General features: G+C 69.3%; 1 pseudogene. It reads left to right on the plus strand.

What is annotated here, in order from left to right:
• Positions 1-401 (plus strand): annotated as a pseudogene (locus ITJ55_RS16595) (C4-dicarboxylate ABC transporter); the annotation flags it as partial.

Here is a 401-nt window from a genome sequence, read left to right on the forward strand (position 1 = left end):
TTCGCGTCGATCATGGGGACCGGCATCGTCGCCAACGCCGCGGCGACCCTGCCGTTGCAGTTCCCGGGGCTGCGCCCGGCCGCGACCATCGTCTGGGCACTGGCCAGCGTGTTGTTGGTCGCTCTCAGCACAGCGACCGTCATGCACTGGGTGCGTTACCGAGCCACCGCGCGGGGGCATCATCTCAATCCGGTGATGGCGCACTTCTACGGGGCACCGCCCATGGCGCTGCTGACCGTCGGCGCGGGCACCCTCCTCTTGGGCAAAGACGTCCTCGGTACGCCCCTGGCGGTCGGCATCGACTGGGTGTTGTGGACCATCGGCACGGTGCTCGGCCTCGTCAGCGCGATCGCGGTCCCGTACCTGACGTTCACCCGGCACGACACGGCCCCCGACAGTGC

Source organism: Frigoribacterium sp. VKM Ac-1396, assembly GCF_015350895.1.
GTDB lineage: Bacteria > Actinomycetota > Actinomycetes > Actinomycetales > Microbacteriaceae > Frigoribacterium.